Here is a 14,269-nt window from a genome sequence, read left to right as displayed (position 1 = left end):
GGTTATCAGTCCCAGTTGAGGCCGCCGCGTCGCCACACGTACGTGTAGGCGATGAACACGGTGACGATGAACAGGACCATTTCCACGAATCCGAACAGGCCCAGCGCCTCGAACGAGACGGCCCACGGGTAGAGGAAGATGGTCTCGATGTCGAAGACGATGAAGAGCATCGCGGTCAGATAGAACTTCACCGGGAATCGGCCGCCGCCGACCGGTTGGGGGGCCGGCTCGATGCCGCATTCGTAGGCGTCCATCTTTGCCCGGTTGTAGCGCTTCGGCCCGACGATCGGTGCTACGGACACCGAGAACAACGCGAAGAGCGCGCCGAGGATCAGCAACCCGACGATCGGGACGTATGGGTTGATCGTCATCTTCACTCCCGTACGACTGTTAGCCGCTTCACACTAGTTTTTCGCTTTTGTATCCTTTTGATCGGGGTGCCCGGTTCCGTCGTCAGACGGCGGGCGCCACCTTCGTCAAACCGTTGATGATGCGGTCCATGGCATCCCCACCGCGCGGGTCGGTGAGGTTGGCCAGGAGCTTCAGGACGAACTTCATCAACGTCGGGTGCGGCATGCCGTGCTTGGTGGCCAGCCGCATCACCTGCGGGTTGCCGATCAGCTTCACGAACACACCACCGAGGCGGTAGTAACCACCGAAGCGCACGCTCAGCTCGGTCGGGTAGGCGCGCAGGGCCCGCTCCCGCTCCGGGCCGGCCGGACGGGCCAGCGCCTGGACCGCCACCTCGGCGGCCAGCTCGCCGGACTCCATCGCGTACGCGATGCCCTCGCCGTTCATCGGATTGACCATGCCACCCGAATCGCCGACCAGCATTACCCCGCGGGTGTAATGCGGCACCCGGTTGAAGCCCATCGGGAGCGCCGCGCCCAGCGTCGGGCCCTCGGCGTTCTCCTCGCCCCGCATCCCCCAGTCCTCCGGGGTGGAGCCGAGCCAGTCGGTGAGCATGTTCCGGTAGTTGGTCTTGCCGAACGCGCTGGACGAGTTCAGGATGCCGAGGCCCACGTTGACCCGGCCGTCACCGAGCCCGAAGATCCAGCCGTACCCCGGAAGCAGCCGGCTCGGGTCCTGCGCGCTGCGCAGCTCCAGCCAGGACTCCAGGTAGTTGTCGTCGGCCTTGACCGCGGAGCGGTAGTAGCGCCGGACGGCCACGCCGAGCGGGCGGTCATCCCGCTTGGCCAGGCCCAGGGCCAGCGGGAACTTGCCGGAAACGCCATCCGCCGCGATCACCAGCGGGGCACGATAGGTGACGGGTTCCTTGCCCTCGCCGACCCGGGCCTCGACCCCGATCACGTGCCCGTCCCCGTTCAGGACCGGGCCGGTGACGTTCACACTCGTCCGGAGCAGCGCGCCGGCCTCGACCGCGCGGTTGGCCAGCATGTCGTCGAAGTCCAGACGGGTGCGGACCAGGCCGTAGTTCGGGAAGCTGGCGAGCTCGGGCCAGTCCAGCTCCAGCCGGACCCCGCCGCCGATCACCCGCAGGCCCTTGTTCTGCAGCCAGCCGGCTTTCTCGGAGGTGTCGATGCCCATCCGGACCAGCTGGCGGACGGCGCGCGGGGTCAGGCCGTCGCCACAGACCTTCTCGCGCGGGAACTCGGTTTTCTCCAGCAGCAGGACGCGGAGGCCGTGCCGGGCGAGGTGGTAGGCGGCCGCGCTGCCACCGGGACCAGCGCCGACCACGATCACGTCTGCCTCGTCAGCGACGGTGGATGGCAAGTGGTCGTTCACGGTGCAGCCTCCGATCCGCAGTGCTCGTGAATTAGTTCACAAGCATGCCTCGGTCGGAGTCTAGGCCGACTATCGACGATCTTTGCACTCAGGTCGACCTGATTGTTTCGGCGTGGCTAACGAATCGGGTCAGACTCCCCCAAAACGCGGTCGGCGATCCCACGGGCCGGACCTTCGAGATGATCTCGGATCGTGCCGTCCATCGCGCGGTCCAGGGCGACGATCAGTTCCTCTACCAGGTCCTGCGCCAGCAGGGGATCTTGCGCGGCGACCATTCGGATACGCGTGGCCAGCTCGGTCGCGCGGCGCTCACCGGCTTCGCCGTCGTCGATCGCGATGTCGATGTCGGTGTCCTCGAGTTGCCCGATATTTGTCATGACTTCGAGCTAAACAGCCGATTCGCTCGGCGTACACAAAACGCCCGGTTTGTCACCGACACGCGGGAGTTGATCTAGATCCGTCGCTCGCCGCCGGGTTTCCCTCCGGTCGCGGTCCGCCTGTCAGCGCCGCGCCGTCGGGCTTGTCAGCTTGTCAGCGCCGCGTCGCCCGGTGCAGCGCCACCACGCCGCCGGTCAGGTTGCGCCAGCCCACCCGGTCCCACGGGCCCGCATCCGCGATCCGCGCCGCCAGGGCCGCCTGATCCGGCCACGCCCGGATCGACTCGGCCAGGTAGACGTAGGCCTCCGGGTTGCTCGACACGCCACGCGCCACGGTCGGCAGCGACCGCATCAGGTACTGCATGTAGACGGTCCGGAACGCCTGATTTGTCGGCGTGCTGAACTCGCACACCACCAGCCGCCCGCCCGGCCGGGTGACCCGGGCGAACTCACGCAGCGCAGCCGCGGTGTCCACCACGTTACGCAGAGCGAAGGAGATCGTCACCGCGTCGAAGGTCGCGTCCGCGAACGGCAGCCGCAGCGCGTCGCCGGCCAGCAGCGGAGCATCCGGACGCACCCGCCGGCCGGCCCGCAGCATCCCGATCGAGAGGTCGGCACCGACCGCGAACGCGCCGGAGCGACCCAGCTCGTCGGTGGAGACCCCGGTGCCGGCACCGACGTCCAGCACCCGCTCGCCCGGCCGCAGACCGAGGGCCGCCCGGGTCGCCCGGCGCCAGCCGACGTCCTGCCCGAAGGAGAGCACGGTATTGGTGAGGTCATACCGTTCGGCCACGCCGTCGAACATCTCGGCGACCTCGTGCGGCTGCTTGTCCAGGTCTGCGCGTGTCACCCGGTCCACTCTGCCACTCCCGGCCGGGCCGCCGCCGATCCGGGTCGAGGACCCCGGCAAACAGAACGGGCGGGATGGTCACCCATCCCGCCCGTGCCTTGTGCGTTATATATACGACCGCCATCGGTCGGGTCCGACTGCTCGTCACCGACTTTGACCGCCCGGCGACGCATGAGGTTTTTCAATGCCTTACGCAGGCAACGTAACCAGCAGCAACGCGTCGGTACAGCCAACAGGCGGGCTCGTTACGAAGGAGCAATCAGGCCCTCACCGGTCCGACGACCCCCACCCTGGCCGAACGGTCAGCTCGGACGCGCCGAAGGGCTCGGTGGCGGCTTCCCACCCGCCACCTCAGCAAGATCCTCCGCCGGCCGGGCCGCCTCGCATCAAGCGCGAAGACGGCGGCCGGGACGTCGAATTCGATAACGATCCGGTCGCGGACCGCTCCGGATCAGTTGACCTCGACCAGCGGGAGCTGGGTGCGCCCCACGCCACCGCCGGGGATCGCGATCGACGAGAAGTGCGAGACCACGCGGTTGTCGGTCGGGTCGTCGGCGGCGGTGTGGTGCACCGCGAGATGCCGGTACCACGTGTCGCGCCAGGCCGGGGTCCGATCCGCGGTGCGGATCATCGAGATGAGCTCCTGCAGGTTGGAGCGGTGCCGGGCGCCGGCCGAGGAGATCACGTTCTCCTCCAGCATGATCGAGCCCAGGTCGTCGACGCCCATGTGCAGCGAGAGCTGGCCGATGTCCTTACCGGTGGTCAGCCAGGACGCCTGCAGGTGCGCGATGTTGTCGAAGAACAGCCGGGACACCGCGATGAACCGCAGATACTCCATCGTGGTGGCCTGGGTGCGGCCCTTCAGATGGTTGTTCTCCGGCTGGTAGGTCCACGGGATGAACGCGCGGAAGCCACCGACCTCGTGCGACTCCTCGACGGCGAGGTCGCGGTAACCGTTCGCCACCGCCAGGTCCTGCACGTCGCGGATCATCCGGATGTGCTCGATGCGCTCGACGGCGGTCTCGCCGGTGCCCATCATCATGGTCGCGGTCGACGACAGGCCGTTGCGGTGCGCCACGGCCATCACCTCGAGCCAGCGCTCGCCGCTCTCCTTCAGCGGGGCGATCGCCTTGCGCGGCCGATCGGGCAGCATCTCGGCGCCGGCGCCGGCGATCGAGTCCAGCCCGGCCGCCTTGATCCGGAGCACCGCGTCCTCGATCGAGACGCCGGAGACCTTGGCCATGTGCAGGATCTCGCTCGGGCCGATCGAGTGGATCGCGATCTGCGGATAGGCCTGCTTGACCGAGGAGAACAGCTCCTCGTAGTACTCCACACCGAACTCCGGGTGGTGGCCGCCCTGGAGCATCACCTGGGTCGCGCCGAGCTCGACCGCCTCGCCGCAGCGACGCAGGATCTCCGCGGTCGGGTGGACCCAGCCCTCGTTGTGCTTCGGCGCCCGGAAGAACGCACAGAACTTGCAGGCCGTGACACACACGTTGGTGTAGTTGATGTTGCGGTCGATCAGGTAGGTGACGACGCCGTCCGGATAGCGCCGGCGCCGGACCGCGTCGGCCGCCTCGCCCAGCGCGTGGAACGGGGCCTCCGTGTAGAGCAGCAGAGCCTCCTCGGGCGTGATCCGCCCACCGTCGGCGCCACGCTGCAGGATGCTGTCGATCTCCGGATTCGCGGTCACGAGACGAAGCGTACGTCCACTCCCCGGCGATCGTCAGCGGCCCGCGTCACCGCCGCTCCTCCGGACGGCCCTCGCTCTCGATCAGCACGCCCAGACCGTCCAGGACACGTTGCAGGCCGAAGGCGTACGCATGATCGGGGTCGTAGGCGGCGCCGTGCGCGGCCCCGGCCGCCGCGCCGACCCGCGTCGCCGTCGGGTAGGTGTGCTGGTCGAAGACCACTTCGAAGATCGGGCCCCGCTCCGCCCACCACTCCCAGTCGGTCTCGTGGCTGCGCTCGGCCGCGGCGCGGACGTCGGCGGCGGTCCGCGCGGCGGACTGCACATAGCCGATCAGAAAGGTCAGCGCCGAGTCGATCGCCAGGTCGTCCAGCCCGCAGCCGTCGAAGGCCCGCAGCTCGTGCTCGTACTTCGCCATCAGCCCCGGGCCCAGCGGCGGCCGGTTGGCCGGCAGCCCGGCCACCCACGGATGGCCGGCCACCAGCGCCCGGTTCTCCTCGGCGATCGCGGCCAGCCGCTCGCGCCAGGGCCGATCCGGCAGCTCCGCGCGCGGCATCGCCAGGTAGACCCGGTCCAGCATCAGCTCCAGCAGGGTCGCCTTGTCCGGCACGTAGGTGTACAGCGTCATCGGCACCACGCCCAGCTCGGTCGCGACCCGGCGCATGGAGACCGCGTCCAGCCCCTCCGCGTCGGCGACCGCGATGCCGGTCTCGACGACCCGGGCGACGGACAGCCCCGGACGACGGCCTCGCTTGCGCTCGGCCGCCTCCGGAAACCAGAGGAGATCCAGGATCCGGCGGGCTTCGGCCATGGCTTGGCATTCCTTTCTTGTACGTCGTATTCTGTACGGCGTACAGATAAGTCAGCCCCGGGAGGCGTCATGCACATCAGGTCGTCCGTCGTCGGACTCACCGTCGAGGATGTCGAGGTCTCCAGCAAGTTTCTCGTGGACCACCTCGGCTATGTCGAGCACCTGGCGGCCGACGGCTTCGCCGCGCTGAGCCGGGCCGACGGCGGTGTCGACATCGCCCTGCACCGCCGCGGCCTCGAGGTGCTGCCCCCGGAGCTGAGAGAGGTGCTGGTCGCGGGCACGATCGTCGCCTTCGTGGTCGACGATCTCGACGCCGAGCAGGAGCGATTGCGCGGCGAGGGCGTCGAGCCGACGCTGCCGATCCGGGAGGAGCCCTGGGGTGAGCGGCTGCTGCTGATCACCGACCCCAATGGGGTCGTTTACGAGCTGGCGGAGTGGGCCGATCCACCGTCCGGCCGATAATCTCGACGGACTGCTCAGGGGGTTGAAAAGTGCTGGTCGTTCATGGCGGCTGGGCGCCCGGGTCCGGGCGGCCCGGTCGGTTACTGCTCTGGGCCGAGGAGCCCGCCGCTCAGGAGTCCTCGGCTTCCCAGGTCCCGGCGTCCCGGGCCAAACTTCGGCCACACCCGTTCGCCGCGGGCATCGAGTCACTCACCGACCTGCTCGACCTTCCGGAGACGGCGGTCGCCGGTGTCTCCACGGTCCAGCTTCCGGGGACTTCGCGGGGCCCGGTGCTCTCACCCGAGACCGGCACCGAGACGGCCTCGCCACGCGGGCTGCGGCTCGCCTCCTGGACCGTGCCGGCGCTCGCGGTCCCCGGCGGGTCCGCGCTGGCGCTGCTGGCCACACTCGCCGAGCCCGACCCCGCCGAGCCGTGGGTGCCCGGCGCGTCGTTGCGCTACCTCGGCCTGCTCGCGGGCTGGGCCTGTGACCTGGCTCAACGCGGCCGCATGCTGCCACAGCTGGTGATCGAGGAGGGGGCGCCGGCCGCGCGCTGGCGTTCCGTGCTCACCGGCCCCGACCTGGCGACCTACCGTGACTTCGCCGCCGGCATGCCCCCGGTGGTCCGGTCGCTGAGCGTTCCCCTGGCCGCGGGCCGCGCTGCCGGCCCGTCCCGCACCGGCGGGCGTTCCGCTGCCTCGACCGGCGTCGGCGGGCGGGCCGCGGGCTCCACCGGCTCCGGTGCGGAAGGGCACGAGCTCGGGCGGACTCTGCGGGATGCGCTGGAGACGCTGCTCGACGGGGCGGCCCGGTCGATCCTGCCGGAGAAGATCCTCGGCGGGCACCGCGCCGGGGCGAAGGCGCCGCTCGCCGACCGCTGGGCCAACGCGCTGACCGCGACCGATCCCACGCTGCCCGGCGCGCCCGCCGGTGAGCTGCGTGACCTGCGCAAGGCGCTGGACGACTGGATGCGCGCGGCCGAGGCGGCGAACGAGCCGATCCGGGTCAGCTTCCGCCTGATCGAGCCGGAGCCGGGCGAGGACGAGTGGGACCTGGAGTTCGCCCTGCAGTCCGCCGAGGATTCCGGGCTCTATCTCCCGGCCGACGCGGTCTGGGCGGGTGAGCGGTTCCCCGGCCTGCCCCGCCGGCCGGACGAGGCGCTGCTCGCCGGGCTGGGCCGGGCCGTCCGGCTGTTCCCGGCGCTGCACGAGGCGCTCCGCGAGCAGCAGCCGGCCGCGATGACGCTGAGCACCGCCGAGGCCTACGACTTCCTGCGCCAGGCCGCGCCGTTGCTGCAGGCCGCCGGGTTCGGGGTGCAGTTGCCGTCGTGGGCCGGGCGCAAGGGCGTCGGTCTCAAGCTCACCACCCGATCCCGGTCCACGGCGGGCGCCTCGCGGGCGGTCGCCGAGTCCGGGTTCGGGCTGACCGAGATCGTCGCCTTCCGGCTCGACCTGGTGATCGGCGACGGGGTGGTGAGCCCGGAGGAACTGGCCGAGCTGGCCCGACTCAAGGTGCCGCTGGTCCGGGTCCGCGGGCAGTGGGTGGAGCTGGACGATCGGCAGCTCAAGGCCGCGCTCAAGGCGGTCGGGCGCCGACGCGAGGGCGAGCTCACCGCGGCCGAGGTGCTGCAACAGGTGGTCGAGGGCGGCGAGGAGGATCTGCCACTCGTCGAGGTCGACGCCGACGGGACCCTCGGTGACCTGCTCTCCGGCCAGGCCGCGGAGCGGCTCGACCCGATGCCCACGCCGGTCGGGTTCCAGGGCGTGCTCCGGCCGTACCAGGAGCGTGGCCTCTCCTGGCTGCACTTCCTCAGCCGGCTCGGGCTCGGCGGCATCCTGGCCGACGACATGGGCCTGGGCAAGACCGCGCAGACCATCTCGCTGCTGCTCACCGAGCGGATCGGGCGCGAGCCGGGCGAGGTCGCGCCGACCCTGCTGATCTGCCCGATGTCCCTGATCACCAACTGGAGCAAGGAGGCCGCCCGGTTCGCCCCGAGCCTGCGGCTCTACGTGCACCACGGCGCCACCCGGCAGCGCGGTGACGAGTTCCTCGCCGCGGTGGGCGCCGCCGACCTGGTGCTGACCACGTACGGGACAGCGCTGCGTGATCTGGAGACGCTGCGGGAGATCGGCTGGAGCCGGGTCGCGTGCGACGAGGCGCAGGCCATCAAGAACAGCGGCACCCGCCAGTCCCAGGCGGTCCGGGCCATTCCGGCGCGCACCCGGCTGGCGCTGACCGGCACCCCGGTGGAGAACCATCTGGCCGAGCTTTGGTCGATCATGGACTTCTGCAATCCGGGCCTGCTCGGGCCGGCGAAACGGTTCCGCCGCCGGTTCCAGGAGCCGATCGAGGTCCGGCAGGACGAGGACGCCACGGCCGCGCTGAAACGGGCGACCGGGCCGTTCGTGCTGCGGCGCCTCAAGACCGACAAGACCATCATCTCGGACCTTCCGGAGAAGAACGAGATGAAGGTGTGGTGCACGCTCACCCCCGAGCAGGCCACCCTCTACCAGGCCGTGGTCGAGGACATGATGGCCGAGATCGAGAGCTCCGAGGGCATCCAGCGGCGGGGCAACGTGCTGGCCACGATGATGAAGCTCAAGCAGGTCTGCAACCACCCGGCGCACCTGCTCAAGGACGGTTCCCGCCTGCCTGACCGGTCCGGCAAGCTGGCCCGGCTGGAGGAGCTGGCCGACGAGATCGTCGAGGACGGCGACAAGGCCCTGGTCTTCACGCAGTACGCGGAGTGGGGCTCACTCCTGCAGCCCTACCTGGCGGCGCACCTCGACCGCCCGGTGCTCTGGCTGCACGGCGGGCTCAGCAAGTCCCGGCGTGACGAGCTGGTCGAGCAGTTCCAGACCGCGGACGAGCCGATGATCTTCCTGCTCTCGCTGAAAGCGGCCGGCACCGGTCTCAACCTGACCGCGGCGAACCACGTCGTGCACTTCGACCGCTGGTGGAACCCGGCGGTCGAGGATCAGGCCACCGACCGTGCGTTCCGGATCGGGCAGTCACGCAACGTTCAGGTCCGCAAGTTCATCTGCACCGGCACGCTGGAGGAGAAGATCGACGCGATGATCGAGCGGAAGAAAGCACTGGCCTCCGCGGTCGTCGGCACCGGCGAGGAGTGGATCACCGATCTGAACACCGATCAGCTGCGCGAGCTGTTCGCGCTCGATCCGGCGGCGGTGGGCTGAGATGCCGTTCGACAAGTCGGGCCAGTTCTACGAGGCCACCCGGGCGATCGAGGTTGACGGCGGGCTCGCGGTGCGGTCGAAACGCGGCAAAATCGGCGAGCAGTGGTGGTCGCGGCGGTTCGTCGACGTGTTGGAGGACGTCTGCGACGCGGGGCGGCTCGCGCGCGGTCGGGCGTATGCGCGCAAGGGCCAGGTCATCGACTTCGCCCTGGGCCCGGGGCAGGTGGTCGCCCGGGTGCAGGGTTCCCGCCCGACGCCGTATCAGGTGACGATCCGTATCGCCGCGTTCGATGACACACAGTGGACGGAGGTCACCGAGGCGCTCGGCGCGCAGGCGCTCTATCGCGCCGCGCTGCTGGCCGGCGAGATGCCCCGCGAGATCGTCGACCTGTTCACCGATCTGGGGCTGCCGCTCTTCCCGTCGGAGCTGAACATCGACTGCTCCTGCCCCGACTGGGGCACCCCGTGCAAGCACGGCTCGGCCGCGCTGTATGTGCTGGCCGAGGCCTTCGACGACGACCCGTTCCTGGTCCTGGCCTGGCGCGGACGTGCCCGTGAGCCCCTGCTCGACGCGCTCCGGGGGACCGCCGACCCGGGCGAGGCGGTCGATCCGCTCGCGGTTCCCGACGTTCCCTTGACCGACCGCCTCACCGACTATTACTCGCCGGCGGTCAGCCTGGGCCGCCTCCGCGAACGGCCCGCTCGCAACAGCACCCCGCCTGAGTTGCTGCTCCGCGCCTTGGATCCGCCGCCGGTGAAGGTCCGGCACATTCCGCTGATCGACCTGTTGCGTCCGGTCTACCGAGACCTGGCCACCCCAGCCGAGGAGTAACCACCTCCCCCCGAGAAGCAATGCGCCCTGGAAGGAGTCGCCCAACCGCTGCTACGTCGCCGTTTCCGCGCAGAGAGCACCAACGCCGATGCAAGCCCGTCTCCGCACCGAGCGCGACCCGGCCCGGCTAGCTGACGCCGGAAATCCCAACGCCCGAACGCAGGGGCCATCGCAGGCAAAGCGCTGCGCGGGCGTGGCGTGGGGCAGCCGTGGCGTGGCGCGGCTGAGGCGGCGAGCGCGGGGCGAGCGGCGCGGGCGCGGGCGCGGGTGCGGGGTTGGGATGGGCCGCGCCCATCGTGGACCGATCGTGGGCGAGTCCACGATGGACGCGGCGGCTTGGAGACTACCCGGGTTGAGGCGGTTTTGCCTCTCGGAGAGTGCTCATCAGCATGCGAGGCGTGACGACCCATGTCAATAGACATGAGGCGATATATGGGTCTTCCCCGAGTGCTTCCGTGGGGCGGACTAGGTTTGGCTTCATGAGTGAGATGAGCTACCGCCGCCTCGGCGAATCGGGCCTTGTCGTGTCCGTTGTCGGGGTCGGCTGCAACAACTTCGGCCGGAAGCTGGACCTGGACGGGACCCGGGCGGTTGTCGATGCGGCGATCGATTCCGGGATCACGCTGTTCGACACGGCGGACATCTACGGCACCCCGCACGGTAGCTCGGAGGAACTGCTCGGCGCGGCGCTCAAGGGGCGGCGTGACGAGGTCGTGCTGGCCACCAAGTTCGGGATGAACATGGAGGGGCTGAACGGGCGGGACTTCGGCGCTCGCGGCTCCCGGCGGTACATCGTGCGGGCGGTCGAGGCGTCGCTGCGGCGGCTGGAGACCGACTACATCGACCTCTACCAGCTGCACGAGCCGGACCCGGCGACCCCGATCGAGGAGACGCTGACCGCGCTGGACGATCTGGTCCGGTCCGGCAAGGTGCGGTACCTGGGCAACTCGAACTTCTCCGGCTGGCAGATCGCGGACGCCGACTGGACCGCCCGGGCCGCGAGCCTGACCCCGTTCATCAGCGCGCAGAACCGGTACAGCCTGCTGCACCGGGACGTGGAGATCGAGGTGGTCCCGGCGTGCGAGCACTTCGGGCTGGGGCTGCTGCCGTTCTTCCCGCTCGACTCGGGGCTGCTGTCCGGAAAGTACCGGCGCGGTGAGCAGCCGGCGTCCGGGACTCGGCTGTCCCAGGATCGGTACGCGCCCTGGCTCGAGCACGCCGACTGGGACACCATCGAGGCGCTCACCGCGTTCGGCGCCGAGCGCGGGCACAGCCTGATCGAGGTGGCGATCGCCGGTCTGGCCGCCCGTCCCGCGGTGACCAGTGTGATCGCCGGCGCGACCACGCCGGAGCAGATCCGCGCCAACGCCGCGGCCGCGGCCTGGGACCTGACTCCGGCCGACGTGGCAGCCCTCGACACGATCCTCGCCGCCTGACCGATTTCGACCGGGCGACGACTGCTCGCCGAGGGGTTCCGGCTGGTGCTGACCGCCCGCATTCGGGCTGAAAGCAACAAGCAGCGCCAGCCGGACCCGCGCGAGCAAGAGAAGCGGCGCAATCCGGGCAAGCAAGAGAAGCGGCGCAAGCCGGGCAACGAAGGGACGCAGTCCGAGACCAGCGCCAGCCAGGCAATCAGCAGCCACGGACATGGCCGAGGGCTGCCGCGAGCGGGGCTGGCCGAGGGCTGCCGCGAGCGGGGCTGGCCGAGGGCTGCCGCGAGCGAGGCGGGGCGGGGGCTGCCGCGAGCGGGGCTGGCCGAGGGCTGCCGCGAGCGAGGCGGGGCGGGGCCATGACGCCCAGCCAAGGACCCGCAGGCCGCGAGCGGGGCTGGGCGAGGGCCATGACGCGCAAGTCAAGGACCCGCTGGCCGCGAGTGGGACTGGGCGGCGGTCAGGCGATGCAGCCAGGGACAAGCCGGTGCGCGCGGGCGGGCATGACGTCTGATCCGGGAGGGCTGCTGGCGGGGGGTCCTTGGGCGTACCCCCGAGGGGTTTTCAGACGTCGGCGAAGAGCAGGCCGTCGTTGGGGAGCGGGGGGACCTCGCCGCGGTTGGCGGCCCGGCGGGCGAATTCGCGGACGCCGGCCTGCTGACGTTCGCCGAGGGAGAAGTCCAGGGCGCGGAAATAGTTGGCCAGGGTGGCCGCATCGAACGGCTCCCAGCGGGCTGCCGCCTCGGCGACCTCGTCGAGCTCGCCCAGGCAGAGCTCCTTGGACCGCTGGAACGCCTCGTGCACGTCCTTGACCTGGCCGGGGTGGGCGGCGGCAAAATCCTTCCGCACCGCCCAGACGGCGAAGACCATCGGCAGGCCGGTCCACTCGCGCCACGCGTCGGCCAGGTCGATGACCTGCAGGCCGAGGGCGGGCGCCTCGTACAGCGCGCGGAGCGCCGGGTCGCCGATCAGTGCCGCCGCATCGGCCTCGCGCAACATCAGGGACAGGTCGGGCGGGCAGCGGAAATAGACCGGCTCGACACCGTATTTCTCGGAGAGCAGCATCTGCGCGAGCAGGACGCCGGTCCGCGAGGTGGAGCCCAGCGCCACCGGCCGTTTGTCGAGCTCGCCCAGCGGCCGGGTGGAGACCAGGTTGACCGAGAGCACCGGCCCGTCGCTGCCGACCGCCAGGTCCGGGAGCAGGAGCAACTGGTCGGCGTGCTTCAGGTATTCCACCAGCGTGATCGGGCCGATGTCCAGGTCACCGGCGACGAGCGCGGCGCTGAGCCGGTCGGGTGTGTCCTTGTGCAGATCGACGTCGAGCAGTGCACCCGAGCGCATCAGCCCCCAGTAGATCGGGAGGCAGTTGAGAAACTGGATATGCCCGACCCGGGGCCGACTGACGCTGTCGTTCATGATCTGACGGTATCCCTGACCTCGGTAAGTTCGCTTCTCGAAGCGGCGTCTCGTTGCTCACGTCCCAGGCCGGCCTGGGGAAAGGGCGACCGCCCGGAGCCGGGCTCAGGAAGTTGATCACGCGCAGGGCCGGGCTCAGGAACGGGCGTGGGCACCGGAGCGTCCGACGATCCAGCCGGACCAGCCGACGATACAGCCGGACCAGCCGGACCAGCCGACGATCCAGTCGGACCAGCCGACGGAACAGGCGGAGTGACCGTTGAACCAGGGGACGAGCGGCGCACCAACGGCCAGCAGGCCAACGCCGCCACCAACCCGGCCACCCCGGTCCCCGCCACCAGCACCCGCGGATCGAACTGCTCGATCAACGGCCCGGCCGCCACGAACCCGAGCAGCCCCGCCCCCTGAACCGCCGCCGTAACCGAGGCGAACGCCCGCCCGTGCGCCTCGGCCGGCACCCGCCCGGCGACGATCACGCCGATGCACACGTTCAGCGCCCCGTTGAACGCCCCGCCGACGATCCAGAACGGGACCAGCCAGCCCGCCGACCCGACCATCGAGCCGGCCACGATCGCCGCGCACGCGCCGGCCAGCACCACGAGCACCACCCGGACCGTCAGCCGCTGCGGCGGGATCCGCCCGAAGAACGGCGTGACCAGCACCGACCCGACCGTCCAGGACGCCGCGACCAGGCCGTAGACGGTGGCCGTGGAGCCGAGCGTCTCGCGGATGAAGAACACGTCGAACACATTGATCGCACTGACCCCGGCGACCACCGCGGCGACCGCCACCACCATCACCGTCAGCGAGTGGTCGGCGCGCAGCCGGAAGGCCACCGCGCCCCGGGTCGTCAGGCCGGCCCGCCCATGCCGCCGGGTGCGGACCAGCAGCGCCATCACGACCAGCGCGAGATAGCTGACCGCGTCGATCAGCAGCGGGACCCGCGGCCCGGTCTGCCCGACCAGGAAACCGGCGAGCGCCGGGGCGATCAGCATGCCCACCTGCCCGGCGGTGAGGTTGATGCCGCTCGCCTTGGCCAGGTCGTCGCGGCGCACCATCTGCGGGAGCAGCGCCTGCATGGTGGGCTGGGTGACGGCCAGCCCACAGGCCAGCACGGCAACCAGGGCAATGATCAAAACCGGATTTCCGACGTACGCGAGAGCCCCGCACACCAGCGCCTGCCCCAGCCCCACCGCCACCAGCAGCGTCCGGCTGTCGGCCCGGTCGACGAGCCGCCCGGTGAGCGGGGTGAGCAACGCCAGCGGCAGCGCGGCCGCCAGCATCAGCCCGGAGACGGCCAGCCCGCCGTGCCCGGCCTGCTGCAGGACCAGGGCGAGCGTGGTCGCCGCGAGGAACTCGCCGCAGACGGAGATCGCCCGCCCGGCGGCCATCAGGTAGACGTCCGCCCAGCGCGATTCAGCAGATGTGAAGGACATACTTCGAAAGTAGTCCTTCACAACTGCGGAAAGCAAGCAGTTG

Annotated in this window: 12 protein-coding genes; 4 read left to right on the top strand and 8 right to left on the bottom strand. The window is 70.5% G+C overall.

The features are described 5' to 3' along the window. Positions 1-5 precede the first annotated feature (5 nt). The 6 genes from L3i22_RS01160 to L3i22_RS01135 form a co-directional block, all read right to left on the bottom strand. Positions 6-371: an NADH-quinone oxidoreductase subunit A gene (locus L3i22_RS01160; RefSeq protein ID WP_014687421.1), complete on the bottom strand. Its 366-nt coding sequence runs from the start codon at positions 369-371 to the stop codon at positions 6-8. Positions 372-453: 82 nt separating this feature from the next. After that, positions 454-1,746 (bottom strand): geranylgeranyl reductase family protein, encoded by a 1,293-nt coding sequence (locus L3i22_RS01155; protein ID WP_221325153.1) that lies wholly within the window; start codon positions 1,744-1,746, stop codon positions 454-456. Between the two features lie 116 nt (positions 1,747-1,862). Beyond that, positions 1,863-2,123, bottom strand: a complete 261-nt coding sequence (locus L3i22_RS01150) for a hypothetical protein (RefSeq protein ID WP_221325152.1) — start codon at positions 2,121-2,123, stop codon at positions 1,863-1,865. A 154-nt stretch (positions 2,124-2,277) separates the two neighbouring features. After that, entirely contained in the window at positions 2,278-2,982 is a 705-nt protein-coding gene (locus L3i22_RS01145) for a demethylmenaquinone methyltransferase (protein ID WP_370644340.1), read from the bottom strand. Positions 2,983-3,424: 442 nt separating this feature from the next. Further along, positions 3,425-4,666 carry a cyclic dehypoxanthinyl futalosine synthase gene (gene mqnC / locus L3i22_RS01140; protein WP_221325150.1) on the bottom strand — a complete coding sequence of 414 codons (1,242 nt, stop codon included), beginning with the start codon at positions 4,664-4,666 and terminating at the stop codon, positions 3,425-3,427. A 46-nt stretch (positions 4,667-4,712) separates the two neighbouring features. Then, complete coding sequence (locus tag L3i22_RS01135) at positions 4,713-5,474, bottom strand: TetR/AcrR family transcriptional regulator (RefSeq protein ID WP_221325149.1); 762 nt, start codon at positions 5,472-5,474, stop codon at positions 4,713-4,715. A 69-nt stretch (positions 5,475-5,543) separates the two neighbouring features. Here L3i22_RS01135 and L3i22_RS01130 point away from each other — a divergent pair, with 69 nt between their 5' ends. From L3i22_RS01130 to L3i22_RS01115, 4 genes are all read left to right on the top strand, one after another. After that, the gene (locus L3i22_RS01130) at positions 5,544-5,936 is read left to right on the top strand and encodes a VOC family protein (protein ID WP_221325148.1); all 393 of its coding nucleotides are present in this window, start codon (positions 5,544-5,546) and stop codon (positions 5,934-5,936) included. Between the two features lie 29 nt (positions 5,937-5,965). Beyond that, positions 5,966-9,112 carry a DEAD/DEAH box helicase gene (locus tag L3i22_RS01125; protein WP_221325147.1) on the top strand — a complete coding sequence of 1,049 codons (3,147 nt, stop codon included), beginning with the start codon at positions 5,966-5,968 and terminating at the stop codon, positions 9,110-9,112. 1 nt (position 9,113) lies between these two features. Then, positions 9,114-9,944: an SWIM zinc finger family protein gene (locus tag L3i22_RS01120; protein ID WP_221325146.1), complete on the top strand. Its 831-nt coding sequence runs from the start codon at positions 9,114-9,116 to the stop codon at positions 9,942-9,944. Between the two features lie 488 nt (positions 9,945-10,432). Continuing rightward, entirely contained in the window at positions 10,433-11,380 is a 948-nt protein-coding gene (locus L3i22_RS01115; RefSeq protein ID WP_221329734.1) for an aldo/keto reductase, read from the top strand. A 558-nt stretch (positions 11,381-11,938) separates the two neighbouring features. Here the strand turns inward: L3i22_RS01115 and L3i22_RS01110 are convergent. Together L3i22_RS01110 and L3i22_RS01105 are read right to left on the bottom strand one after the other, a co-directional pair. After that, complete coding sequence (locus tag L3i22_RS01110; RefSeq protein ID WP_221325145.1) at positions 11,939-12,790, bottom strand: menaquinone biosynthetic enzyme MqnA/MqnD family protein; 852 nt, start codon at positions 12,788-12,790, stop codon at positions 11,939-11,941. Next, positions 12,787-14,226: an MFS transporter gene (locus L3i22_RS01105; RefSeq protein ID WP_221325144.1), complete on the bottom strand. Its 1,440-nt coding sequence runs from the start codon at positions 14,224-14,226 to the stop codon at positions 12,787-12,789. The genes L3i22_RS01110 and L3i22_RS01105 overlap by 4 nt, the downstream gene beginning before the upstream one ends. Positions 14,227-14,269 lie beyond the last annotated feature (43 nt).

The sequence above is a fragment of the Actinoplanes sp. L3-i22 genome (genome assembly GCF_019704555.1).
In the GTDB taxonomy this organism is placed as follows: domain Bacteria; phylum Actinomycetota; class Actinomycetes; order Mycobacteriales; family Micromonosporaceae; genus Actinoplanes.
This window is presented reverse-complemented; position numbering and strand designations above follow the sequence as displayed.